Annotated in this window: 28 protein-coding genes; 18 read left to right on the top strand and 10 right to left on the bottom strand. The window is 40.9% G+C overall.

The window, feature by feature from the left end:
- The first annotated feature begins 12 nt into the window (after positions 1-12).
- From ybgC to pal, 7 genes are all read left to right on the top strand, one after another.
- Complete coding sequence (gene ybgC, locus LVY74_RS02940; RefSeq protein ID WP_151709731.1) at positions 13-426, top strand: tol-pal system-associated acyl-CoA thioesterase; 414 nt, start codon at positions 13-15, stop codon at positions 424-426.
- Between the two features lie 15 nt (positions 427-441).
- A complete protein-coding gene (gene tolQ / locus LVY74_RS02935; protein ID WP_151709732.1) occupies positions 442-1,140 on the top strand; it encodes a protein TolQ in 699 nt (232 codons plus the stop codon).
- Entirely contained in the window at positions 1,140-1,592 is a 453-nt protein-coding gene (tolR, locus tag LVY74_RS02930) for a protein TolR (protein ID WP_151709733.1), read from the top strand. Before tolQ ends, tolR begins: the two co-directional genes overlap by 1 nt.
- A gap of 3 nt (positions 1,593-1,595) precedes the next feature.
- Positions 1,596-3,086, top strand: a complete 1,491-nt coding sequence (gene tolA, locus LVY74_RS02925; RefSeq protein ID WP_237813774.1) for a cell envelope integrity protein TolA — start codon at positions 1,596-1,598, stop codon at positions 3,084-3,086.
- 51 nt (positions 3,087-3,137) lie between these two features.
- Positions 3,138-3,614, top strand: a complete 477-nt coding sequence (locus tag LVY74_RS02920) for a TonB C-terminal domain-containing protein (protein ID WP_237813773.1) — start codon at positions 3,138-3,140, stop codon at positions 3,612-3,614.
- A gap of 66 nt (positions 3,615-3,680) precedes the next feature.
- On the top strand, positions 3,681-4,964 hold the full coding sequence (gene tolB, locus LVY74_RS02915; protein WP_151776903.1) for a Tol-Pal system beta propeller repeat protein TolB: 1,284 nt from the start codon (positions 3,681-3,683) through the stop codon (positions 4,962-4,964).
- Positions 4,965-5,003: 39 nt separating this feature from the next.
- Complete coding sequence (gene pal / locus LVY74_RS02910) at positions 5,004-5,573, top strand: peptidoglycan-associated lipoprotein Pal (protein ID WP_237813772.1); 570 nt, start codon at positions 5,004-5,006, stop codon at positions 5,571-5,573.
- Positions 5,574-5,612: 39 nt separating this feature from the next.
- On the opposite strand, the gene LVY74_RS02905 is transcribed toward pal, so the two are convergent.
- Positions 5,613-5,813: an NF038105 family protein gene (locus LVY74_RS02905; RefSeq protein WP_151776852.1), complete on the bottom strand. Its 201-nt coding sequence runs from the start codon at positions 5,811-5,813 to the stop codon at positions 5,613-5,615.
- Between the two features lie 178 nt (positions 5,814-5,991).
- Here LVY74_RS02905 and LVY74_RS02900 point away from each other — a divergent pair, with 178 nt between their 5' ends.
- The 5 genes from LVY74_RS02900 to LVY74_RS02880 all read left to right on the top strand — a co-directional run bounded on the left by LVY74_RS02900 (position 5,992) and on the right by LVY74_RS02880 (position 9,313).
- Complete coding sequence (locus tag LVY74_RS02900; protein WP_237813771.1) at positions 5,992-6,963, top strand: class 1 fructose-bisphosphatase; 972 nt, start codon at positions 5,992-5,994, stop codon at positions 6,961-6,963.
- A gap of 62 nt (positions 6,964-7,025) precedes the next feature.
- Complete coding sequence (locus tag LVY74_RS02895; protein WP_151709738.1) at positions 7,026-7,802, top strand: TrmH family RNA methyltransferase; 777 nt, start codon at positions 7,026-7,028, stop codon at positions 7,800-7,802.
- A 159-nt stretch (positions 7,803-7,961) separates the two neighbouring features.
- A complete protein-coding gene (locus tag LVY74_RS02890) occupies positions 7,962-8,576 on the top strand; it encodes an RNA polymerase sigma factor (protein WP_237814093.1) in 615 nt (204 codons plus the stop codon).
- Positions 8,566-8,898 carry a hypothetical protein gene (locus tag LVY74_RS02885; protein WP_151709739.1) on the top strand — a complete coding sequence of 111 codons (333 nt, stop codon included), beginning with the start codon at positions 8,566-8,568 and terminating at the stop codon, positions 8,896-8,898. The genes LVY74_RS02890 and LVY74_RS02885 overlap by 11 nt, the downstream gene beginning before the upstream one ends.
- Positions 8,888-9,313, top strand: a complete 426-nt coding sequence (locus LVY74_RS02880) for a DUF3106 domain-containing protein (RefSeq protein ID WP_151709740.1) — start codon at positions 8,888-8,890, stop codon at positions 9,311-9,313. Before LVY74_RS02885 ends, LVY74_RS02880 begins: the two co-directional genes overlap by 11 nt.
- Here LVY74_RS02880 and hda read toward each other — a convergent pair.
- A complete protein-coding gene (hda, locus tag LVY74_RS02875) occupies positions 9,310-10,032 on the bottom strand; it encodes a DnaA regulatory inactivator Hda (protein WP_151709741.1) in 723 nt (240 codons plus the stop codon). The two genes, LVY74_RS02880 and hda, sit on opposite strands and share 4 nt — an antisense overlap.
- A gap of 21 nt (positions 10,033-10,053) precedes the next feature.
- On the bottom strand, positions 10,054-11,247 hold the full coding sequence (cxpE, locus tag LVY74_RS02870) for a chloramphenicol efflux transporter CxpE (RefSeq protein ID WP_237813770.1): 1,194 nt from the start codon (positions 11,245-11,247) through the stop codon (positions 10,054-10,056).
- A 133-nt stretch (positions 11,248-11,380) separates the two neighbouring features.
- On the opposite strand from cxpE, the gene purM reads away from it, so the two are divergent.
- Positions 11,381-12,451, top strand: a complete 1,071-nt coding sequence (gene purM / locus LVY74_RS02865) for a phosphoribosylformylglycinamidine cyclo-ligase (protein WP_237813769.1) — start codon at positions 11,381-11,383, stop codon at positions 12,449-12,451.
- A gap of 9 nt (positions 12,452-12,460) precedes the next feature.
- Positions 12,461-13,093: a phosphoribosylglycinamide formyltransferase gene (purN, locus tag LVY74_RS02860; RefSeq protein ID WP_151709744.1), complete on the top strand. Its 633-nt coding sequence runs from the start codon at positions 12,461-12,463 to the stop codon at positions 13,091-13,093.
- A gap of 18 nt (positions 13,094-13,111) precedes the next feature.
- Here purN and LVY74_RS02855 read toward each other — a convergent pair whose 3' ends face one another.
- Together LVY74_RS02855 and sppA are read right to left on the bottom strand one after the other, a co-directional pair.
- Positions 13,112-13,924 carry an alpha/beta fold hydrolase gene (locus LVY74_RS02855; protein WP_237813768.1) on the bottom strand — a complete coding sequence of 271 codons (813 nt, stop codon included), beginning with the start codon at positions 13,922-13,924 and terminating at the stop codon, positions 13,112-13,114.
- A gap of 28 nt (positions 13,925-13,952) precedes the next feature.
- Positions 13,953-14,987, bottom strand: a complete 1,035-nt coding sequence (gene sppA, locus LVY74_RS02850) for a signal peptide peptidase SppA (RefSeq protein ID WP_237813767.1) — start codon at positions 14,985-14,987, stop codon at positions 13,953-13,955.
- Between the two features lie 129 nt (positions 14,988-15,116).
- Here sppA and LVY74_RS02845 point away from each other — a divergent pair, with 129 nt between their 5' ends.
- Positions 15,117-16,127: a lysophospholipid acyltransferase family protein gene (locus LVY74_RS02845; RefSeq protein WP_237813766.1), complete on the top strand. Its 1,011-nt coding sequence runs from the start codon at positions 15,117-15,119 to the stop codon at positions 16,125-16,127.
- Here the strand turns inward: LVY74_RS02845 and LVY74_RS02840 are convergent.
- The 3 genes from LVY74_RS02840 to LVY74_RS02830 form a co-directional block, all read right to left on the bottom strand.
- Complete coding sequence (locus LVY74_RS02840; protein ID WP_237813765.1) at positions 16,060-18,477, bottom strand: DNA internalization-related competence protein ComEC/Rec2; 2,418 nt, start codon at positions 18,475-18,477, stop codon at positions 16,060-16,062. The two genes, LVY74_RS02845 and LVY74_RS02840, sit on opposite strands and share 68 nt — an antisense overlap.
- 83 nt (positions 18,478-18,560) lie before the next feature.
- Positions 18,561-19,244, bottom strand: a complete 684-nt coding sequence (gene lolD / locus LVY74_RS02835; protein WP_151709884.1) for a lipoprotein-releasing ABC transporter ATP-binding protein LolD — start codon at positions 19,242-19,244, stop codon at positions 18,561-18,563.
- Positions 19,237-20,472, bottom strand: coding sequence for a lipoprotein-releasing ABC transporter permease subunit (locus LVY74_RS02830; RefSeq protein ID WP_151709883.1), 1,236 nt, complete (start codon positions 20,470-20,472; stop codon positions 19,237-19,239). The genes lolD and LVY74_RS02830 overlap by 8 nt, the downstream gene beginning before the upstream one ends.
- Before the next feature lie 23 nt (positions 20,473-20,495).
- On the opposite strand from LVY74_RS02830, the gene LVY74_RS02825 reads away from it, so the two are divergent.
- Positions 20,496-21,059, top strand: coding sequence for a PilZ domain-containing protein (locus tag LVY74_RS02825; RefSeq protein ID WP_237813764.1), 564 nt, complete (start codon positions 20,496-20,498; stop codon positions 21,057-21,059).
- A gap of 4 nt (positions 21,060-21,063) precedes the next feature.
- Here the strand turns inward: LVY74_RS02825 and LVY74_RS02820 are convergent, their stop codons facing one another.
- A complete protein-coding gene (locus LVY74_RS02820; protein ID WP_237813763.1) occupies positions 21,064-21,975 on the bottom strand; it encodes a DMT family transporter in 912 nt (303 codons plus the stop codon).
- A gap of 2 nt (positions 21,976-21,977) precedes the next feature.
- Positions 21,978-22,451 carry a YaiI/YqxD family protein gene (locus tag LVY74_RS02815; RefSeq protein ID WP_237813762.1) on the bottom strand — a complete coding sequence of 158 codons (474 nt, stop codon included), beginning with the start codon at positions 22,449-22,451 and terminating at the stop codon, positions 21,978-21,980.
- A gap of 212 nt (positions 22,452-22,663) precedes the next feature.
- Here LVY74_RS02815 and LVY74_RS02810 point away from each other — a divergent pair, with 212 nt between their 5' ends.
- Positions 22,664-23,596 carry a hypothetical protein gene (locus LVY74_RS02810; RefSeq protein ID WP_237814092.1) on the top strand — a complete coding sequence of 311 codons (933 nt, stop codon included), beginning with the start codon at positions 22,664-22,666 and terminating at the stop codon, positions 23,594-23,596.
- Positions 23,597-23,636: 40 nt separating this feature from the next.
- Entirely contained in the window at positions 23,637-23,774 is a 138-nt protein-coding gene (locus tag LVY74_RS02805) for a hypothetical protein (protein ID WP_237813761.1), read from the top strand.
- Positions 23,775-23,815 lie beyond the last annotated feature (41 nt).

The raw sequence follows: 23,815 nt of genomic DNA, 5'->3' as shown, positions 1-23,815 counted from the left end.
TGGAAAACATTTATGGCTAATCGTTTTGAGTTCAAAATACGTGTTTACATTGAAGACACCGATGCGGGTGGCATTGTTTATCATGCTAACCACATTCGTTTTATGGAACGCACCCGTACTGAGTGGCTACGTGCTTCTGGTATCGATCATTATTGGCACCAAACCGATTACAACTTTGTTGTCCATAAAATTGATATCAAATACCATCGCCCAATTCTGATGGATAACCTCATTACAGTAACTGCACGTGTTATTTCTTGTAAAACTGCGTCATTTGTATTGCAACAAGAAATTTATCGTGATGAAATCTTGCTAGCTTCTGGTGAAGTTGAGCTGGCATGCTTAAGCAAAGACATGCGCCCACGCCGACTTCCCGATTATCTCCGTCAGTTGATCCTAGAACAGTTGGATCAAGAAAAAGCATAAGTGACCTGTTGTATTATGGCAAATCAAGTAACCGCTACCCTGCATATTTCCGATTTAGTTTTGCAAGCAAGCCCCGTTGTTCAAGCAGTGATGCTGCTGCTGTTTTTGGCTTCGCTATATAGTTGGTACTTGATTGCCAGATTACATTTAGGCTTCAAAAAAGCACAACAACAAGACGAGCACTTTCAAAAGATTTTTTGGTCAGGTGCTGAACTAAGCACGCTCTATAACAATGCCCAGCTCAACTCAAAACGTTATGGTTTAGAAGATATTTTTTACCAAGGTTTTGGAGAGTTTTTAAAACTCAAAAAACGCCATGTTCCTTTGGTTCAAAATCTTGAAGGGACTGAACGTATCTTGCGTGTTGGTCTGAGTCGTGATCAAAGTTATTTAGAATCTGGTTTAAGTGCATTGGCCAGTATTGGTTCAGTTGCACCGTATATTGGTTTATTCGGCACTGTTTGGGGCATCATGAATGCCTTTATTGGACTTGCTGCTGTCGAACAAGTCACGCTTGCAACTGTTGCTCCCGGTATTGCTGAAGCGCTAGTTGCAACTGCAATTGGTCTATTTGCTGCAATTCCCGCAGTCTTGTCATTTAACCATTTTACTGCGAAAAGTGAAGCCGTTTACTCAGATCGTGCACTCTTTGCAGAAGAAATGGTGGCATTACTACAGCGCCAGTCTTTTAGCACCACACAGGATGCTGAATAATGGCCATTCAGCGTTCAGGACGCTTCGAGCGTATTAAAAAACCGCTAAAAAGTGACATGAATGTTGTCCCTTATATTGATGTCATGTTGGTGCTTCTAGTGATTTTCATGGTCACTGCCCCGATGATCACTAGCAGTATCAAGGTTGACTTACCTCAAGCAAATAGCACACCATTTGAGTCAAAAGATACACCTGCGATTGTTTCTTTAAAGGCAGATGGGCAATATTATTTAAATTATGAAGACCAAAAGAATGATAAGGCATTATCACTTGATCAACTTAAAGAAATTTTAAGCCAAGCGCAACAACAGGCTACACAAAACCATACCAAGTTGAATGTATTAGTAAATGGTGATAAATCTCGACCTTATGGCGATGTTGTAACACTCATGGCAAACTTGCAACAAGCTGGGTTAGAACAAGTTGGCTTACTCACTGAGCCTGTGAAATAATTTATGAAACAGATTCAAAAACCTCCTTTCAAGCAAAAAGCCATCGCGATTGGATTTACCATTGGCGTACATGCAATTGCGATTGTGGGATTATTGTATTTGGGTTTAAGTAAACCACCTGAACCACCCAAAAAGCTCAAAACCTATTTGGTTGATCCGAAAACTCTCCCGCAAACAGAACAAACTGAAACAGCAACTGCACCAGAGCAAGATACTGCACAAACGGCTGAACCCACAGAGCAACCCAAACAAACAACACCAGATACACAGCAGCTTGCTGCTTTAGCTGCTGCTACCGCAGCAAAACATCAAGCAGCATTACAAGCTCAAAAACAAGCCGAGGCTGATGCCAAGAAACAAGCCGCTTTAGAAGCTCAAAAGCAAGCTGAGGCTGAGGCACGTACTAAAGCAAATGCAGAAGCAAAACATCAAGCAGCGCTACAAGCCAAAAAGCAAGCCGAGGCTGATGCCAAGAAACAAGCCGCTTTAGAAGCTCAAAAGCAGGCTGCGGCTGAGGCACGTGCTAAAGCAAATGCTGAAGCAAAACATAAAGCAGCACTACAAGCCAAAAAGCAAGCCGAGGCTGATGCCAAGAAACAAGCGACTTTAGAAGCTCAAAAGCAGGCTGCGGCTGAGGCACGTGCCGAAGCAAAACGTCAAGCAGCGCTACAAGCCAAAAAGCAAGCCGAGGCTGATGCTAAGAAACAAGCCGCTTTAGAAGCTCAAAAGCAGGCTGCGGCTGAGGCACGTGCCAAAGCAAATGCTGAAGCAAAACATCAGGCAGCGTTACAAGCCAAAAAGCAAGCCGAGGCTGATGCCAAGAAACAAGCGACTTTAGAAGCTCAAAAGCAGGCTGCGGCTGAGGCACGTGCCAAAGCAAATGCGGAAGCAAAAAAACAGGCAGCGTTACAAGCCAAAAAGCAAGCCGAGGCTGATGCCAAGAAACAAGCGACTTTAGAAGCTCAAAAGCAGGCTGCGGCTGAGGCACGTGCCAAAGCAAATGCGGAAGCAAAAAAACAGGCGGCTGCAGATGCTAAACGTAAAGCCGATGCAGAAGCGAAAAAGGCAGCAGATAAAGCAGCAGCAGATGCCAAGCATAAAGCAGACCTAGAAGCAAAAAAACAGGCAGATGCAAAAGCTGCGGCGGATGCAAAAGCCAAAGCAGAGTCTGATGCAAAAGCACAAGCAGCCAAAGATGCTGCCAATAAAAAAGCAGAAGCCAAACGGATTGCCTCAACGGCAAAACGTGACTTCCAGAATAAAATTAAAAGTGTGTGGGATGTTCCATCTGGCTCTACAGGTAAAACTGCTAGCGTACGTGTAACCCTGACTGCTTCAGGAGGTGTTGCTTCGGTATTGGTCAGCTCAAATGATCCCGATGTTAAGGCAAGTGTTGAAGCTGCTGTTCGCCGTGCTGCACCTTATCCAATGCCAACTGATCCTGATGCACGTCGTGAAGCACAAAGTTTTAGTGCATCATTCACTGCAAAATAATTCAAGATTAAGTATGATTTTTCACAAGAAAATCATACTTAATCTAAAACCATGTTTCATTTTAAATCAGCTCATCACTATCTTTTAATTGGTTTCATTACTTGCTTAAGTCTAAGCGCCTGTTATTCTGTATCCGCACAACAGATAGCATCTATACCGAATCAACTTAAACCAACCAAAATAAAAGCAACACCAGAAGCAAAAAAACAAGCAAATATTGATGCAACATGTCGTCACACACTCCATCTTACAAATAAGCTCGAAACAGATGAGGAATTATCTACCTCTCAGCTCGCTCAACTGTATACATGTAAAATTCATGCAGCTTGGGATGTTCCAAACAATACTGTAGGGCAAACTGCAAAAGCAAAAATCCAACTGGATTTAGACGGAAATGTTTTAAGTATAGACATTCAAAGCAACTCACAAGAAATGCAAGACAGTATTCGTCAAGCCATTTTAAAATCTGCGCCTTACCTAACTCCAAGTGAACTCAAAATTATTTATATAACTTTTACAGCAAAGTAATAGTTTATTTGACCTGCATAGTTTAGATTGTGTAAAACCTTGTCATCCTAAGAACTGCACATAATGATGGAAATGAAACGTCAACATCTCCTTGCATTCGCATTTGTTGCGGCATTTGGCTCAAGCCTATCCACAACCACCTCAGCTCAATTACATCTTGAAATTGCAAAGGCACCCGATCAAGCACCAAAGATTGCAATCGTTCCTTTTAGCAATGATCAGAGTATTTACCCAATTGTTGAAACGGATTTAAACCGTTCTGGGCGTTTTAGTAGCGCATCGCAAAACTTACCAACCAGTGCAGCAATTGATCAAGTCAGTGCAGACAACTGGAAAGCAGCGGGTATTCCATATGTTGTGGTGGGTAAAATCACAGCCATCGATGCCAATAGCGCCCAAGTTCACTATCAGCTTTACGATGTAGACAAACAAAAATACCTGCTGAATGAAGTTTTGACTGTGCCAAATTCACGTATACGCCAAGCAGCGCATATGATGAGTGATGCGATTTATCAAGCCCTCACAGGCATTCAAGGCGATTTTAGCGGTCGGATTGCCTACGTGCTTCGTGACCCGACAAATTCAGATAAACGCTACACGCTACAAATTGCAGATACCGATGGTGAACGACCATTTACTGTATTGTCTTCTCATTATCCAATTCTTTCGCCTGCTTGGACGCCTGATGGCAAACAGATTGCCTATGTTTCTTTTGAAACCAAGCGCCCTGCTATTTATTTGCAAGACTTATCAACAGGACAACGTCAAGTTTTAACCAACTTTAAAGGTCTAAATGGCGCTCCAAGTTTCTCTCCAGATGGCAAGTCGATGTTATTTACATCATCAATGGATGGAAATCCTGATATTTATCGGATGGATATAGCAACACGCCAATACGAACGTATCACCAATGACTCAGCGATTGATACAGAAGCACGCTATGCCCCAGATGGAAAGTCATTTATTTTTACTTCTGACCGTGGCGGTTCACCACAAATTTATCGCTATACCTTTGCTGATGGTTCAACCAAACGCATTACCTTCCGTGGCACATTTAATGCACGCGGTACATTAAATGCAGACGGTCAAAAACTTGCAATGGTACATCGCCCTGTTGGCAGTAGCTTTAAAGTTGCAATTCAAGATCTCAACTCAGGTGTATTAAATGTACTAACACCAACCAATCTTGATGAGTCACCAAGTTTTTCTCCAAACGGGCAAATGGTGGTATATGCCACACATGAAGGCAACAGAGGCTTGTTATCCATTATTTCAACCAATGGACAATTCCGTATGAACTTGCCAAGTGAGCAAGGTGAAGTACGTGAACCTGCATGGGCACCTAAATAATTTTGAGTATTACACGATTGTAATTATGGAGTAATGATTATGAACACCTTAAAACTTTTGATTCTGCCTGTACTGGCATCTACAGTTATTTTTACAGGCTGTGCGAGTCGTAAACCTGCACAAGTTGCACCTGTGACAACCAATCCATCGGGAACAACCAGTGTAGATACCAGTGGTTTAAGTGATGATGCTGCAATCGATGCACGCAACTTAACAGGCGCATCTGCAAAAGGCGTGACAGATGCAAACCGTTCATTCCTTGCACAACGTGTTGTCCATTTTGGTTATGATAGCAGTGACCTATCGCCAACTGATTATCAGACATTACAAGCTCATGCCGACTTCTTAAAAGCCAACTTAAATTCTAAAATCGCATTGACAGGTCATACCGATGAACGCGGTACACGTGAATATAATATGGCATTGGGTGAACGTCGTGCGAAATCTGTATTTAACTATCTCGTTTCGTATGGCGTTAACCCAACTCAGCTTGAAACTGTAAGCTATGGTAAAGAAATGCCAATTAATCCAGGACATGATGAAAGTGCATGGAAAGAAAACCGTCGCGTTGAACTCAACTATGAAGCAGTGCCTCCACTATTAAAATAAGTTCACCAACAAAAAAGCGCTCAAATTTGGAGCGCTTTTTTAATGATCAAGAGATGACTTCATGGTTTCATCAATCGTGACAGATTGCATCGACTCAATCATGTCATGTTTATTAAATTCTTTATATTCAGGTTTTGCTGAATAATCTGCCCAAGCCGACTTCACATTTTCGTCAGTAATTTCAGCAAAATCAATTGCTTCATTTGGTGTTGGCATAGCATCAAACATTTTCGTTGTCATGGCAATATCCTCTTTTCATTTTGTTATGGCTTAAACATAGCATGTTCTGTAAGACTTGCAATATGAAAAATACGGTCAATTGTGTCAAGAAAATTTTTATTTTCTGTGGTTCTCATCTAAAATATGCACAGCCGTTCTAGCCAAGAACACTTTGCGCAAAATTTGGAGCAACTTCATTATGTCAACAGCCACATTATCCCAATATTTAAAACAACAAACGGGAAATCTTACACCAGAATTAGCCAATGTTATTGAAGCGATTATTGATAGCTGCAAAACCATTGACCAAGCATTACAAAAAGGTGCAATTGCAGGTATTTTAGGCAGTGCAGAACATGAAAATGTTCAGGGAGAAACTCAGAAAAAACTGGACGTTATTTCAAATCAAATTTTGATTGATGCATTACAATCTCATCCAAACGTCGGCGGTTTAGCGTCAGAAGAACTTGATACGTTTACTTCTGCTCAAGAAAATGGTCAGTTTTTGGTTTTATTTGATCCACTTGATGGCTCTAGTAACATTGATATCAATATGTGTGTAGGAACAATTTTCTCAATTCTTCCTGCAAAAAATGCCGTAACTCAAGCAGAAGACTTTATGCAAGCAGGTACTGAACAAGTTGCTGCGGGCTATGTCATGTATGGTCCATCAACCATGCTTGCCTTAACTGTCGGTGCTGGCACAGTTTTCTTTACTTACGACATCGACACTCAAGAATTTATCCTCACTAAAACTGATATTAGCATTAACCCAGCAACTCAAGAATACGCCATTAATGCATCTAATCAACGTCACTGGGAAGCGCCTGTACAACGCTATATCAATGAGTTACTTGAAGGTAAAACAGGCGTTCGAGGCAAAGACTTCAATATGCGTTGGGTTGCCTGTATGGTCGGTGATGTCCACCGTATTTTATGTCGTAGCGGTATTTTCATGTATCCGTATGACTTGAAAGACCCGAAAAAAGCAGGTCGTTTACGTCTCATGTACGAAGCAAATCCTATGAGTATGCTGATCGAACAAGCTGGTGGTGCAGCAACAACAGGTCGTGTCCGTATCCTAGATATTCAACCTACTGAGCTTCACCAACGTGTTCCTGTGATTTTGGGTAGTAAGGATGAAGTTGAACTTGTAACCAGCTATCACTAATTCATCTTTTATTGTTTTAAACTTAGATGTAAGCTAAGCCTTACATCTAAGCGGTTATTCCCATGTCCATGACTTTCCTTGCTTCAAAAGATAATGCAAAAATCAAACATTTGCGTTCACTCATTGAGCAAAATCAATATCGTAAAAAACATCAGCAAACAGTTCTTGAAGGGACACATTTATGCCTCGCATGGTTGCAAGCGCATAAAAATCTTGTTTCTCTATTTACAACAGAGTCTGCATTAGAACATCCCGATCTGGAAAAAATCCAAGCGCAATACCAAGGACAAATTTTTATTATCAGTGAAAGCTTATATAAAGATTTAAGTACACTGGGTACATCACTAGCTTGTCTTGCTATTATCGACATCCCAAAGCATTCGCAAACTGTAGATTTTAAAGCAGATACTTTAATTTTGGATGATGTTCAAGATCCAGGTAATGTTGGAACACTATTACGCTCAGCAGCAGCAGCCAATGTAAAACAAGTGATTTGTACCAAAGGCGTTGCAGCATTATGGTCGCCTCGCGTTTTGCGTGCAGGTATGGGCGCACAATTTTCATTAGTCTGCTTTGAAAATGCCGATCTTCGCCTTTTATTATCTGAATTCCAAATCCCTGTCTATGTCACCAGTTCACATCGTCCTGAAAGCCTTTATACACAAGACTTGACCAAAGCAAGTGTTTGGATTTTAGGCAATGAAGGACAAGGTGCTTCTGAATATGCACTGTCGCATGCTAAAGCAGTCACGATTCCTCAACCAGGTGGACAAGAATCACTTAATGTTGCAATTGCAGGTTCAATTTGTTTATTTGAAATGGTTCGTCAACGCCAGTAAATCGTTTAATTTATTTTAATTATCGCCCTTTTGAGTGAAAATTATTTTAAACTGAAAAAAATTACGTAATATTGTCAACCTTCCATAGTGTTTTAACGTTATAGAAATAAATTGTTGAAGCATTATGGTGGGTATCCCATGACAGGATTTTCCATCTCTATGGATCTAACACCAAAAGAGACCAAGTCTGAGCTGAGTCAAGCCCAAACGGCTGAACAACGTCTGAAGATCTTTATGCAGGACGTGACAGGTCGTGCCTTGGTGATGATGGAAAATGCAACTCAAGGTCAACATGGAATTGCAATGGACTTAGTACAAGAAGCATTTATTGCACTGCACAAGTCTTATGCGGACAAGCCAATAAATGAATGGTACCCACTGTTTTACACGATCCTAAATCACAAACTGCAAGACTGGCGTCGCAAAGAAGCCCGAAAAGCACAGCCTTTCTCTTTCTTCAAAAAAGTTAATCTTGATGATGACAATGAAGAAGTTCTTGAGATTGCCGATGAACAACAGCTAAACCCTTTCGATGTTCTTGATCAAGAAGTCACGATTGATGAAATTCAAGCCGCGATCCGCCAACTTCCTGTTCGCCAGCAACAAGCTTTTATGTTACGCGCATGGGAAGGCTTTGATACCCAAACCACTGCTCAGATTATGAATTGTAGCGAAGGAAGTGTAAAAACCCACTATCACCGCGCTATACAAGGTTTAAGAACAGCATTAGCACACCTTAATCCACATGTTGGAGGATCATCACATGAAGAATGATGATTTTGCAAAAAAAATTACAGACCAACTTAATCACCGTGCAAAAAATCATGAAGATAAACATGTTGTTATGTACCAAGTGATTGAAAAGATCCATGCTGAAAAATCCCGTCGTCATTCTGTCTGGAAAATGACTGGCTTTGCACTTGCTGCAACGCTAACAGGCTTTATTGTGCTGCCAAATGCACTCAATATGCCCAATAAAAGTCAACCTCAGCATGCAATTGTCAATAACAATGCCAATAAACTCTCTCCACAAATGGTAGAGGATTTAGAAATGGTCATGGTATTTGGAGAGGATCAAAATACCCATGGCAGTTAAAAAAGTGACACTGGCATTTTGTGCGTTGGCATTTTTACAAACCAGTTTTGCTGGCTTTGAACGCTTTTGGCCTTTTTCAACCAAAAGCACAACAACTGCTCAGGTCGATGACAATTGGAATGACCTAAGTCCTGAACAGCAAAAACAACTGATTCAGCGTTATCAAAATCTTAAAGATATTTCGGCACAACAAAGTAGTACGATTCAGCAACGTATGGATTGGTTTACGCAACTGCCTGAGCAAGAGCAGCAGCGCATGCGCGATGTTTGGCAACAAATGAGTTCACAGCAACGTCAAGAAATGCGTTTACGTATGCAAAAAGCAAAAACAGCACAAGAACGTAACGCGATTCGCCAGCAATATATGCAGAAATATCCTCAAAACAACCACAGCGCGTCAGCACCATCGACTTAATGAGCCGATGGTGTTTGCTGATACTCATCAATCAGGGCATAAATTTGGCGCAGAGTCGCATTTGATAACTTCGTTTTTTCACCTTTAAGTAGTTTTTCTAGACGTTCAACTGCTTGCAGCAATAAAGAAGCCTGATGCGGACCATTTAGTAATAGATAATCAATAATTTGCTGATCAAGGTGCACACCTCGCCGTGCCAACACTGAAAGTACCAATGCCTGCCGATCTGCGAATAAACTACCATTGGGCAACTTGACACTGACTGCTTGAGTCAAACGTGATTGGAGATCAGGCAGTTCAAGCTTTAATTCAATTGGTGCATAGCGTGAAGAAAACACCAATTGTCGCCCCTCCTGATCACTATTATTAATTAAATGAAAGACCGCTTTTTGCCAGTGTTTCACACCACTAATTGCTTCAATATCATCTAAAGCAACGAGATCATATTGTTCTAACGATGTAATTGCCTCAATAGGCGCATCAAGCAGTTGTAATAATGATACCTGTATAGCAGTTTTTCCTGTTTCACAGTACGAATCACAAATCGCTGACAAAAGATGACTTTTACCAGACCCTGCTCCACCATACACATAAAAACGGTTGACTAAGCCCGCATGTAACTGGCGAATTGCATCAATGACATGCCCCCAACTCGGCCCTGAAAAGTCACTAATTCGGGCATCAAGTTGAGGTTCTATGTCGAGTTGTAATTGACGCATAAATGCACATGTACCTAGAGTTTATTCTGGATCAATCTTACTTGATTTTTGGCTATCTTGCTGATTTTTTATTGTTATATCAAGATTAATATTTTCAGCTTCAACATGCATACAATCTGAATCCTCAGGATTAAGTCGTACTTGGGGCGGCTGACCATACCATGTCGTACTTTCATAAAATTCACGCGCATGTTTGAGCAATACCACAATCACTGCAGCAACAGGCAACGCAATCAGCATGCCTAAAATACCACCTAAATGTGCCCCCGCCAAGACAGCAAAAACCACGGCTACAGGCGATAAGCCAATTTTATCTCCCAATAAAAATGGTTGTAACACATAGCCCTCAATCACTTGCCCAACCATAAACACGATTCCGACCAAGAATAATTGCATCCAATCAATTCCAAACTGAAATAAAGTTGCAACTACCGCAGAAATGATACCAACCGCAAAACCTAAATACGGAATAATACTGGCTAGTCCCGCAACCATTCCAATGATTAAACCCACTTCTAAACCAATCAGTTGCAGCCCAACAGCATACACGACTCCCAGTAAAAACATCACAAGGAACTGACCTTTCACAAATGCCCCTAATACCACATGACATTCTCGAACAATACGCATGGTATTCTTTTCATAAGGGCGTGGAATGAGACGATGCATCTGCGTCAGCATACGTTCCCAATCCAATAAAAAATAAAATGCAATAATTGGAACAAGGACAACCGTTCCACCAATCTGGATAAAATTTAAGCCAGATTGAGCAAGTCGTAGTATTAAAGTCTGAATACTATCAACACTATAATTGGTCTGAATATATTGCATGATGGCATTTGACATCTGATCTGTATCAACACGCATCGGCTCTAAATTAAATGTATGTTCTGCCCACGGTAATAAACGATGATTCACCCAATGCACACCTGCAGGGATACTGTCTCGTGCATAAATCACCTGTTTCCAGACCAGAGGAACCACATACCAAAGTGCAAAACTGACCGCAATACTGATGCCAAAAAATACAATACAGGTAGATAACCAACGTGGTAGACCAATACGGGACAAGCGGGCAACCAGTGGACTAAACAAATAAGCGATAAAAAATGCGCCAACAAAAGGAATAACTACTGGTTTAAGTAAATAAATCAGCCACAACAACAGCCCAATACTTACCAAAATGAAGATCCGACGTAGGGGACGATCAGTCATGTGTTTGCCTACTTCAACTTATAAGATTATTTATTAAGGATAATTTAAGCAAAGATAACATTTTCATGCATAAATAACGTAAGAATTTCGTATATTAGGTTATAATCTGCGGCCAAAGCGGAGACTTCTTCATATGAGCAACTCGACTTCTAATCCAAATACTGGCTTAAGCTACAAAGATGCAGGCGTAGACATCGAAGCAGGTGATGCACTTGTTGATCGCATCAAATCTGTCGCAAAACGCACCACTCGTCCTGAAGTAATGGGCGGACTAGGCGGCTTTGGCGCATTATGCAAAATTCCAAAAGGCTATGAAGAGCCTGTTTTGGTTTCAGGCACTGACGGTGTAGGTACAAAATTGCGCCTAGCACTTAACTTAAATCGTCATGACACCATTGGTCAAGATCTTGTTGCAATGTGCGTCAACGATCTTCTCGTGTGTGGTGCTGAACCTCTATTTTTCCTTGACTATTATGCAACTGGTCATTTGAATGTCGATGTTGCTGCCAATGTCGTAACAGGTATTGGTCAAGGGTGTGAACTTGCTGGCTGTGCATTGGTTGGTGGTGAAACTGCTGAAATGCCGGGCATGTATGAAGGTGAAGATTACGACTTGGCTGGTTTCGCTGTGGGCGTGGTTGAGCAAAGTAAAATCATTGATGGCACTAAAGTTAAAGCTGGCGATGTACTCATCGGCGTGGCTTCTAGTGGCGCACACTCAAATGGTTACTCATTACTACGTAAAATTTTAGACGTTAAAAATGTTGACCTGACTCAAATCGTAGATGGTCGTCCTCTTGCTGACACAGCAATGGAACCAACACGCATTTATGTAAAACCAGTGCTTGAACTTTGCAAACAAGTAGATGTTCATGCCATGGCTCATATTACTGGCGGCGGTTTACCTGGTAACCTTCCACGTGTATTGCCTAACGGCGCTCAAGCAGTGATCAATGAAAGCTCTTGGGAATGGTCAGAGTTGTTCCAACTATTACAACGTGAAGGTAATGTTGAACGCTTTGAAATGTACCGTACATTTAACTGTGGCGTCGGTATGGTAATTGCTGTTGATCCAAGCGAAGCAGACAAAACAGTTGAAATCTTGAATGCCCAAGGCGAGAAAGCATGGAAAATTGGTCATATCCAAGAAAATGCTGAATCTGTTGAAGGCGCAGACGAAAAAATTCGCGTGTTATTTGCGTAAGAAACTCGCATGACCAAAATTGCGGTTCTCGTTTCTGGTAGCGGAAGCAACTTACAAGCACTGATTGATGCAAATTTATCAGGAAAAATCGTAGGCGTTTTGTCAAACCGACCCAATGCCTACGCGCTGCAACGTGCTCAACAAGCCAATATTGCAACCTGTGTGATTGAACACAAAACTTTCCCAAGCCGTGAAGCTTTCGATGCAGCCATGCATCAGCAACTTCAAGATTGGGATGTTGATTTAGTCATTCTTGCAGGTTTCATGCGTATTTTGACACCCGCATTTGTAGAGGCATGGGAAGGAAAAATGCTTAACATTCACCCTTCATTATTACCTGCTTACAAAGGAATGCATACGCATCAACGCGTACTGAATACGGGTGATCGTTTGCATGGTTGCACAGTGCATTTTGTTACGGCTGAGCTTGATGCAGGTCAATCTCTTGCTCAAGGCGTATTGACTGTTCCACGACATGACAATGCCGAGCAGCTTGCTGATCGTGTCCATGTCTTAGAGCATCTCATTTACCCTCAAGTTGTAGAGTGGATTTGTTCAGGTCAATTAAATTATGTCTCTTCACAACAAGTGGATTTTCGAGGCAAACCTTTATTAAAGCCGATACAATTTTGCCAGCTCTAAACATAAAAAAGCGCATCATTATGATGCGCTTTTTTTTATCAATTGCTGAACCAACTGAATGGTTTCCACAGGATGCTCAAGTGGAAACATATGCCCACCATGAGTGACTGTAAATGGAATTCCTAATCGCTTCTGTGCCATTTCAGTGAATTTATTCTGATAAAAGGCGCTTGCCTCACCAACGATCATACGCGTCGTAACAGGAGGTTTTTCAGGCCATACACGCCACCAGTTTGATGGATTGGTTCGAAAAATTGCCAACTCATCGACTTTGGGAATCGTTAAAGTATAGCCTCCTGTGATCACATCCTCAGTTAAAGCATACTGAATATAGTCACGGAAGCACTCAGGATCAAAATCATGATAAAACGGTTTTGGTCGGAAAATCTGCGCTGCTTGCTCACGAGAATCCCACTGATCACGGCGGCGCTTTGATAAACCTGCTGGACTAAGTTGATCCACCATCTTTGGATAAAACATCTTTGCCATATCGAAAGCAAAAGAAGCTTTCCCCATAATCAGAGGAGGATCAAGCATGACCACTTGCTGAAATAGTTCAGGACGTTTACGACTTGCCATATAAGTGAGCAATGCACCTAAAGAGTGCCCCAAACCGATGACTGCCTGCCCTTTTGCCTGCTGCACGACACTATCAATGACTTGATTAACTAAGCTATCCCAATGATTATCAATAGGATATCGCTTATCAGGGCCTAATAGCGGTACAAAAATGACTTGATAATGCTCTGAAAGCAAATCAAAAAGTTTTTTATATACCAATGATGGAACACCATTGGCATGCGCAAAATGAATAATCGGTTTAGTTGTCATAATATCCTGTCTATTTTTTTATTCACATTTATTGCAAACTCACCTGTTTTTGACTCTGCAATTGTTGTGTTACAGTTTCGCTAAAACCCTGTCCAAACTCAGCACCCATTTTGCCAAGAACTGACTCAAAAGGACTATGTTGAACGGTATAGTTTACTGTTTTATCAAGTTTTAGCTCTCGTTGTAAGCTCTCCATGCTACCTGTGCGGTCAGCAATACCAATTTTCACAGCCTGTGCACCACTCCAGAATAACCCAGAAAAAATTGCAGGATCATTACTTTTCAAACGATTACCACGTCCTTCTTTAACTGCATCAATAAAATGCTGATGGACGTCATCCAATACTGACTGTACATGTGCACGCTGTACTGGATTGATAGGTTTCGTCATACTCAAAATATCCTTATTCTCACCAGAAGTCATAGTACGATCTTCTACACCCAATTTTTGTGCCAACCCTGCCACACCATAGTTCGGCATAATCACACCAATTGAACCCACAAGACTTGATGGATTCACCCAGATTTCATTCGCAGCAGAAGCAATATAATAAGCCCCTGAAGCTCCCATATCACCAATGACTGCATAAACCTTTTTATCTGGATGTTGCTTCTCTAAGTAACGGATTTCTTGCCATATTTCATCTGATTGAACAGGTGATCCGCCCGGTGAGTTAATATTTAAAGCAATTGCTTTACTGCCACTTGATGCAAATGCCTGACGCAATGCTTTAATGGTATCTTCACTATTCACCGATTTTGAGCCGCCTGACTCAATCGTACCCACAATATCGACAACAGCAAGATGACTGCGACTTGATGATGCACTTGCACCATCATTGTCACTGCCATTGCATGCACGTAACATCATAAAAATAACGATAAATAAATATAAGAAGGTTAAAGCCTTAAAAAAAATGCCCCAACGACGAGCACGGCGCTGTTCATTTACCGATGCCATCACCACTTTTTCAAGAAGTTGCCATTCTTGACCTGAAGGGGGCTGTGTTGAGTTTTGTGGATTTGTATTTTGATTGAATGGTTTTGGTGGCCAATCGGACATAAATCACATCCTAGCGATAAAAAATTGTCCCATTATATACACCTAAAGCCGAGTCACTGTCTAAAAGAGATGTTTTCACTTATAATATTTTTGTGAATGACGATAAATTGTGTGTACGAATCTTCTCTAATGCCGAATTCTAGTTCAAATTCTTTTACCTACCGCGCTTTAAAGTTTGTAAGTAAACTGCCTTTACACTTCTCGCGTGCTTTTGCTCGCGTGTTGGCATCTATTGCAAATGCAATCAAGATTGCTAAAACTGCCAAAGCTGCGGATTTAAATATTCAGATTGCATTGCCTGAGTTAAATACTCAAACACGTCAATATATTGTCAAAGAAGCCATCAAAAATGAAATGACCTCTTATTTTGAATTTTTTAATGTTTGGGGTGCAAGCAATGCCAAAAATATTTCAAGAATTCAACATATTCAAGGCGAGCATTATTTTCATGAAGCTTTAGCACAACAAAAAGGCATTGTATTGATTGTGCCCCATTTTGGCACTTGGGAAGTTATGAACGCATGGTTTGCTCAGCATACTGCCATGACCATTATGTATAAGCCGATAAAAAATGCCGATGCTGACCGTTTTGTACGTGAAGCACGTAGCCGAGAAAATGCGAACTTAGTTCCAACCGATGAATCTGGGGTACGCCAGATTTTTAAAGATTTAAAACGCGGTGGGACAACCGTAATTTTACCAGATCATACCCCTCATATAGGGGGAGCGATGGTTGATTACTTTGGAATTCCACTTGCATCAAGCAACTTATCTGCAAAATTGATTCAAAAAACCAAAGCCCGTGCTTTATTTTTGTATGCTATTCGTAATGATAATGCAGGCTATGACATGTTTATTGAACCTGTATCTGAACAAATTTATACAGGTTCCGATGATGAAGGAACCAAACTGATTCACGAGATGATTGAGAACCTGATTCGTAAATATCCTCAGCACTATCATTGGAGCTATAAGCGCTTTAAAGCTAATCCTGCACTGCATAACGTTTACAACTTGCCTGAAGATGAGGCGCTCACTCAAGTTGCAAGGGTGCGTGCTGAGCGCCAATTGACTAAGGATGCCACCAACGCCGTTCTTGCCGAGCCGCAACATAGTGAAGTTGCTCATTCTTCACCGTAAAATATAAAGCGCCTTGTTCAGCAGTATTCAATAATGGAATATTCAGCGTTTGTAAACGCTGTTTGACTTCATGACTCGGGTGTCCATACCTGTTATGGAAACCTGCCGAAGCGACTGCCAACTTAGGCTTAAATTGAGCTAAAAATGCCGAAGATGAACTGAATCTGCTTCCATGATGACCCAGCACCAGCACATCTACTGCTAAATCAGGGTATTGCTGCATCATCATTTGCTCAGCTTGAGCACCAGCATCCCCCATCACCAAAAAATTCACATGACGTCCAGACGCTGTGAAATAACGAATATAAACCACACAAGAAAGTTCATTTTGCTGTTCAGGTGCATGCACCAAATCTTCTGCCTTAGGAGACAAAACACGCATTTCTATATGCTGCCCTTGCCAGTGCTGTCCAACATGACAATAATCAAAATTTGGAATCACACCTTGAGGTCGTTCATTACTCAATACTTGTTGTATTGTCATTTTTTCAGCCAATCGTGGAAAAGCACCACTATGGTCTTGATCAAGATGGCTCAAAATCACCTGATCGAGTTTGCTTATTCCTTGCCTTGAAAAATAAGGCAATAAAACTCGATCAGCTAAACTAAATTTTTGTTCGTCATATGATCCACCCGTATCTATCAAAATTTGTTTTTTTCCATCACGAATATGAATCGCCTGACCCTGCCCAACATCTAGCACAGTAAATGCAAAAGGCTCTGCATCGTAAACAGGTAAAATTGCAGGACAGCATGCCAAAACGACCCATGCTTTGGGCATTACACCACGAGGTAAAAACAGTAAAAAAATCGCGATGCTCACAGCAATAATTTGCAAAAAGGTGAAATGTAAAATCTGTAAACTGACTGGAATTGCATTTTCCAAAGTGCCTAATCCCGCCAATAAGATCGTAGTCATGAAATCAGCAATATGAAAAAACAGTAAAGCAAAACTTGGTAAACACAACCAAATGCAGGTTGCAATAATATTTAGCGGAACAATGATTGCCCCAATCAATGGAATGGCGATTAAATTTGCCAAAGGTGCCAACCACGACAGTTGTTGGAAAAAAAGCATGACGAATGGCAAGAGTGCTAGAAAAATCTTCCACTGAGATTCAATCAATAATTTCAAATACCAACGTACGTATTGCCAACGATAGCTAAAAACTTGTTGCGGATGCTGCTGTATCGTCTGATATATTCTGAGCAAAATAAAACATGCGCCATAAGACAGCCAAAAACTGACTGAAAGGACACTCAATGGATCAAACAACAATAATAATGCAGCACTTGCCAATAAAAGACGCAATGCAGAAAAACGTTGCCGAGTCCATAAACTAAGAACAATCAGGCTACTCATCAACAAGGTACGCAGCGCAGGAATTTCAAATCCAACAAATGCACAATACAGTAAAATACCGCTCAAAAAAGGGACACTTAAAACATATTGTTTTGGCAACTTTAAATAAAAGCTAGGACAGAAGCGTGCGATGATTCGATGAATGAGCAAACACAATAAACTCGCAAAAACCAATACATGTGGTCCAGAAATTGCCAAGAGATGTTGTATTCCAAGATTTTGAAACTGTTGCTGTGTTTGCTCACCCAATAAACTTTCATCGCCAGTCAGCAAGGCAAGCAATAAACCACGATGTTGTAAAGGTGCATGCATGAACCACGTTCGGATTGCTAGACGCTGTTTTTCAATGGTATTTCGAAATTTCAGCAGCAGCCCTTGCTGTGCATTTACAAATTTTGTAGAGCTTGCAACTAAGGCTTCAGATTGACTCAATGGCTGAACGTTTTTCACCTGTACTGTTGCCATTAGATTTTGCTGCAAAAACCATTTTTCTTGATCAAATGCACCCTCTATAGCATAGCCATGTACTGGACGAACCTGCCCGCTCAAACGGTAGTAATGACCTATCTCTAGCTCAGGCTGTTTACTCGACAATCGTGCTAACCAATTCACAGTGTGCTGATGCGAGGTATCCCACACCTGAATGACTTGTTGGCGTTTCTCAGCCTTCAATTCGCCCATCTTACGCACATAAACAATCACATCTTTAGTTTCGACAACAGTTTGCCTGAGTGCTAGACGTTGCTCTAATTGCGATTGAGCATAGTATGAGGCTAACAAGCTCACCATGACAAACAACATCAATAACTGTGTCACTTTCAAAATAGCTAAATTGGTAAAAAAGCGCTGAGCAATGAATAAACCTATCGTAAGAATCAGGCTAATCATCCAATATATAGAGAAATGCGTCGATAAGGGCTGTATGAAACTGACAGTAAGACTACTGACACCGACAATCCATGCTAAAAAAATAAAATTCCACTTCATTGTTGTTTAATAAACTATTTTTATTTTGTCTAAAATGCATTAAAGCCCACATTGTGAGCTTTAACAAGAAATTTTATTTCATCTTATGGCATTTGCCATAAACCATCTTGCATATGCAAAATTTTATCTGCTGACTGAGCCAATTGCTCATCATGCGTCACAATCAGCATTGCCATATTGAACTCTTGGCGTAAATCATTGAGCAATTCAAAAATAGACATGGCAGTATGACGATCCAAGTTACCTGTTGGTTCATCGGCAAGCATCACTTTTGGATTGGTGACCAAAGCCCGTGCCAAAGCCACACGCTGACGTTCACCACCAGACAACTCACCGGGTTTATGCGTCAGACGATGGGACAACCCTACACGCTCAAGCAAATATTCTGCCTTTTGCTTTACCTCCGCATATTGACTACTTTTCCGCAGCATGAGAGGCATTGCCACATTTTCAAGCGCACTAAACTCAGGCAGTAAGTGGTGAAACTGATAGACAAAACCTAAATACTGATTACGTAAATCACCACGCACTGTTTCACTCAAGGTATCAAAACGATTGCCATTCAATAAAACTTCACCATTGCTTGGGCGATCCAAACCGCCCAAAACATGCAATAAGGTACTTTTGCCTGAGCCACTTGAACCCACAATCGAAATAAACTGACCAGCTTCGACTTGCAGTGACAAGCCTTTTAGTACCGCAACATCAGTCTTCCCGTCAGTAAAGGTCTTGGTGATATTCTTTGCTTCTAAAACCACATTACTCATAGCGCAATGCCTCCGCAGGTTGAATTTTTGCAGCACGCAATGCAGGGTAAATCGTTGCCAAGAAACTCAAAATCAAAGAAACCACAACAATGACAACCACATCTTGCCATCTTAAATAAGATGGTAAATAGTTAATAAAGTAAGCATCAAACAAATGCCAACCTAAACGGGTATTTAACCAGTCAATCACTGTACTGATACTCGATGCCAAAATAATACCAAGTACTGCACCTGTGAAAGTTCCAATCACCCCAATAATTGTCCCCTGTACCATAAAAATACGGGTGATTGTGGCAGGTGATGCACCTAATGTCCGTAAAATGGCAATATCCGCTTTTTTATCGGTCACGACCATGACCAATGAAGACACGATATTAAATGCTGCAACAAGTACGATCAGGAACAATAGTAAGCTCACCATCGACTTTTCCATCTGAATAGCACTAAACAAGTTACCATGTGTATACGTCCAGTCAGAGCTGTAGTAGCCGCTTGGTAGCTGCTTCACAATATCTTGTGCAACTTGCGGTGCAAGGAAAATATTGTCGAGCTTCATACGAATCCCTTGTGCGCCATCAGGTAAACGAAGCAACGTTGCAGCATCATTCAGAGCGATATAACCCATCATCGAATCGACTTCTGCGCCTATGCTAAAAATCCCGACAATTTTGAAGCGTTTAAAACGAGGAACTACACCTGCTGGAGACGGTGTCGCTTCAGGTAGAACCAACGTAACACTATCGTTTAATCCCAAACCTAAGGCATCGGTCATTTGCTTACCTAGCACAATGCCAAAGCTGCCTTTTTTCAGATTATCAATACTGCCTGCAACCATATGATCCTGAATAATGGACACATTTTTTTCATACTGAGGATCAATACCATTGACCATCAGACCAGAGACCTGCCCCTGAGCAGTCAGCATCCCTTGCAGTTGGGTAAATGGAGCAACACCCTTAACATGCTCATGTTTAGAAATTTTTTTAGCTAAATCAGGCCAATTTGTAATGATTTCAGTTGAAGATACACTCGCCTGAGGTATCATACCCAAGACGCGATTTTTTAATTCACGATCAAAACCATTCATCACTGACAACACAGTAATCAGTACAGCAACGCCGAGCGTTAGCCCGATCATGGAGACCAGTGCAATAAAAGAAATAAAATGATTACTGCGACGTGCGCGAGTATATCTCAGACCGATGTACAGCGAGATTGGTTTAAACATACGACCTAAATCCGGGGTATTTTATGGAACAATTACAGCCTCAACACGAACAAACCGAACGACGGGTCATGTCTCGTATGGACGCTGCATTAAGGTTTAACTATCAGGTCATTTCTGAAGAAATGGCTTTAAAAGACCCGTATGATCCTCACTTTGTTTTACCGCGTTATTTTCTACTACTTACGGAACTAGATCAATTTGATCAGGTTCTTCACAACGAATTAAAACAATTAAATGAAAAAGATCAACAAATTGCCAAAATCTTATCCTTATTCAACCAGAAATTAAACCTGATAACAGGCACAATGTACGACTCTATTGTACAAACCATGTTACCAAGTACAGAACAAATCAATCTTTCTGAAGTCGGATTAAGCTTTTTTACAGAACAACCGATTGCCAAAGACAGTTATGTGCATGTTACCTTGAGTCATCCTGATAACTTCTTTCATATCGCTGCAATTGCTCAAGTGGTCTATGAAAAGTTTGATACTGATCATGGTTACAGAATTGGTTGCTATTTTATTTCATTACATCCACATGATCGTGAAAAAATCTCTCAATGTCTGGAGCAAGATGAAACCTAAGCAGCTAGGACATTTTCTTAAAGCGTTGCTGCCACTTCTGTTGAAGCTGCAAATCACGGGCGAAATAGACCAACAGCCCAATGAGCAAAACGGCTGCCCCCAAAACAATTTTCAAGGTTAATGCTTCATGATTCAACAGCGCGCCAATCAATAATGCCAACAGAGGCGTCATGACATTGGTGAGTGACAAGGTAGTCGGTTGAATATTTTGCACTAACTTAAAGTAGCAAAACATCGCCAATAATGATGCCACCACTACGGTATATCCGAGTGCGATCAAGGATTGTATCTGTGGCAAATGTGTCGGAAATTTTGACCAGATGAATGGCAACATACATAGTGCAACAAGACTTGAAATGAGAATTGAACCTGTTGCCTGTGCCATCGGCTCAAGCGGAGCACGAATTTTTTTCACCCAAAAAATAGACAATGCATAATTAAAGACACTAATTAACATCAGAACAATACCCATCGGCTGAATATGCTGCTGTCCTGAAAAACAAATGATGCCAAGCCCTGACAGTGCAATCAACATGCCACACCACTGTAGAACATGTAAATACTGTTTAAACCACGCCCAGCCCATTAATCCCGCCATAATCGGTGTTAATCCAAACATTAAAGCAATAATACCTGAACTCAAATATTGGGTCGCAATATAGGTAAAAATCTGTGAACCGATAAAACTAAACGAACCTGCAAGATAACTATGTAGCGACTGAGCATTGAATGGCAGGCGAATCTTAAAAATCAGTAACAAGCTTAAAGCCAATGGTAATGCTAAAAAGAAACGAAATGCCAGTGCCCAAAATGGATTTAAGTCTTTCACACTCCATACAATCGCCAATGGCGTTGTTGCCCAAATCAGAACCAGCAAAGCATAGGTGACTGCTAAATGCGATTGTATCTTAGGCATAATCAGCTCTGCTTAGTTGCTCGGATTTGACGCTGAATGGTTTGATCTAAAGCACTTGAAAACTCACGTTTATCTCGATCATTTAATGGCTTAGGCCCACCTGTTTGTACGCCTGCTCCACGCAAGGTATCCATATAATCACGTAAATGTAAGCGTGCTTTAATATTGGTTGTGGTAAAAATCTCACCACGTGGGTGAATTGCGACTCCCCCCTTATCAATCACCTGTGCTGCCAAAGGAATATCTTGGGTAATCACAATATCATGAGCCATCATCTGCCTGACAATTTCCTGATCGGCCTGATCAGCGCCACTCATCACCTGTAATGACTTGATTCGTACAGAAGGTGCGATACCCAAAGGCTGATTTGCCACAAATATCACATCTAACAAATAGCGATCTGAAGCTCTAAAAATAATTTCACGCAAAATTTTAGGCAATGCATCAGCATCGACCCAAAGTTTAAAATTTGCCACAGTTATCCATCATTTCACTCATTGATCACTAGTTTAACAAATTCTGCATGACACTGCTGTGATGCTTTGACCTTTTGGTCAAGTACGGTTTTTGTCAGATAAAACAACTGATAAATTGAACATATTGCATAAAATTTACGGTAGATGACTTGAAAAATAAGTAGTTACCCTCGATAAATAGAAATAGATCAACTGCAAGTGTACCGATGAATATGCCAAATAATAAACCTGACATGATTACTGTCGATGACAAAAACTTTGGAAGTCATATTGAACATTGGAATCTGTTGACAGACGACCCGACTCAAATCGTTCCACGATGGTTAGGTCAAGCACTTGATGCACCTGTTATGCCGATGGGGCTTTGTACCAATGAAGATGATATGGATGCCAATACTTGGCTAATTCAAGGGCCTAGTCAAGCGACCATTCAGTTTTCCCAAGTGGTTGCAGTTGAAAACAATAAACCTAAATGTGTTAAAACCGCTTTCCCAATTTTTGAAAGCCCTTATAAAACATCTGCAAAAATCGAACGTATCATTTCTTGCCAATCTAACACTCAAGCGGTGCTACGTTTAAATTTAGGTGGAAATGCTACAGTTTATGCTTTTGATAATTTGTACAGTGTCAATCAAAGTCAGTACCAAAAAGATCAAAGTTACTGTGTTCATCTCAATGCGTGGGCCTATGAACTTGAACAGGTCAATGAACATGAACAAATTATTGTAGATGACCCTGCATCCATTAAACATCACCGTGCACTGAATGCGATTTTGGCGGCAAATAATGGCATTGCACCAAATGACCTACAACAGCAAATCGAAGCATGGCAACCACAAACTGAAGAAGATCGTGCGCCTCTCACTGTCGATTTCTCACATATGGTGGCATATCTTTATGGTGAAACTGTAGGGCAAGAAGATGAAGCATGGTTTCAAGGTAAGATCGTAGGTAAGACGCATACCCAATGTATGCAAGAAGAGTACGTCTTATACGATGTGACTTTATTACTTGAAGATAATGAAGAAGCAACTTTAATTCGTATTGCGAGTCGTAATTCTGCTTATATGAATTTTGAGATCGGGCAATATATTCGAGGGAATATATGGATTCAGGCGAATATTTATGCTAAAAATGGCAAATAATACCCTACCTGCTCAGGTCTATCACTAGGCCCTTTGTCTTATGAAAACTACACAACAACAGACTTCTGACATGCTACAACAACATAGCCAAGCAAAATTGAAAATTGATTTTGGTTCAGCCTGTTTTTTTGTATTGGGAATGTTCCTGCTGGGTTTTGGTTTACATCAAATTTCTTAAATTATATTTTCAGCATATAAAAAAGCCTCATCATCTGATGA

Source organism: Acinetobacter sp. ME22 (genome assembly GCF_022012315.1).
Taxonomy (GTDB): Bacteria; Pseudomonadota; Gammaproteobacteria; order Pseudomonadales; family Moraxellaceae; genus Acinetobacter; species Acinetobacter brisouii_A.
This window is presented reverse-complemented; position numbering and strand designations above follow the sequence as displayed.